The organism is Paenibacillus alkaliterrae, from assembly GCF_021532375.1.
Lineage (GTDB): Bacteria > Bacillota > Bacilli > Paenibacillales > Paenibacillaceae > Pristimantibacillus > Pristimantibacillus alkaliterrae.
The window spans coordinates 1-1361 of sequence record NZ_JAKGAP010000096.1; the positions used below are offsets into that span (position 1 = coordinate 1).

General features: G+C 42.4%; 2 protein-coding genes. Both read left to right on the forward strand.

Going from position 1 to position 1361, the window contains the following annotated elements; all coding sequences use genetic code 11:
* The first annotated feature begins 492 nt into the window (after window positions 1–492).
* Complete coding sequence (locus tag L1N85_RS25000; RefSeq protein WP_235241743.1) at window positions 493–981, forward strand: helix-turn-helix domain-containing protein; 489 nt, start codon at window positions 493–495, stop codon at window positions 979–981.
* A 186-nt stretch (window positions 982–1167) separates the two neighbouring features.
* Window positions 1168–1361 (forward strand): transposase family protein (locus L1N85_RS25005; RefSeq protein ID WP_235241744.1); only part of this gene is annotated, 194 nt, incomplete at its 3' end.

Genomic DNA, 1361 nt, shown 5'->3' on the forward strand with positions numbered 1-1361 from the left:
GCCATATCCGCCAGCCTTAGCGCTACTTTTTAGACCTATTCCGCTCAAACTGACCCAATTGTGCAGAATAGATCTAGTTTCTACCTCTAAATAACGCGAACGAGATCAACGTCTCCAAGCATACACGCCATAAAAATATCTGCTTTGACCCTTCGCTCAATGAGATACCTGCATTTATGTGGAAGTCTTGTGTTGAAATCGTATATTCATCACATAGGAAGTATGTCTGTCTGTCCCTGGATTGATAGCAAATCCTATTATTTACATTATGCATATTGTAAAATACTTCTATATAATAGACCTATATATCCGGCAATAGATGGTTGGAAAAATTTTCTGGACAGTGTGAGCTTAGTCGTATATCGTAAAATCATTACTCTATGAGCTCGCGAGGTACGACAAGTGAAACTGCCAAAACTCCTTCAAGAAGATCAGAACAATCCAGAAATTCAGGCGATTAAAGCGGCCATTAAGGCGAATAAAGACTTGTGAATGCACGAAAGATATCAAACGATCTTACTTGATCTGCATGGCGTGTCCAAGAAAGACACCAGCAAGATCATCGGACGTTCGCTTTCCACCGTCTACAATTACATTAACGCCTATCGTCAAGAAGGAATCCAGGGGTTGAGAATCGAAACGCCACCGGGACGTCAGCGGTTTCTGAACGCCGAACAAGAACAGCGCGTCTATCAAACGATTGTAAATCAGACCCCTGCGGATGTAGGCTTTCCTGCCAAAATGAATTGGACTTCACCGATCATCCGAAAATGGATCGAACGAGAATTTGGCGTGTTGTACTCGGATCGTGGAACCCGAGAATTGCTTTATCGATTTATGATTGATGGAAGGTTTCAAGGACAAGGTCATGGTTATAATGCTATGTTACTGGTTATTGATAAGCTATACACAAAATCAGGCTTTAGAGAAGATGGGCTAGCTTCTTGGGGGGAAATACTTGCGAAGTATAGTTTTGTGTAGGTATCTCACAGACACGGCGAATTCATGAAGATACATATTGCGAGAATCAAACAAATATTGGTTCTTCAGCATGCGGCTTCGGGAAGTAGAATGGTGCAAATACAGAGGGCGGTGACATAAGACGCTTTCAAAACATCGCTCTCATGAGGTAAGCTAAGCGTTAGTAGCTTTCTCGGAGGGATAAGGATGAGTAACGAAAGATATCAAGGGACTTTTTTTGAATATTTTAGTGATATGAACGATCCAAGGCAAGAAGGAAAAGTGTATCATCGGCTAACGGATATCCTATTTATTGTCGTCAGCGGCGTTCTCTGCGGATACGATGAATGGGACGACATACATACGTGGGCAAAAGTGCCCGCAACCGAAGAATGGTTAGG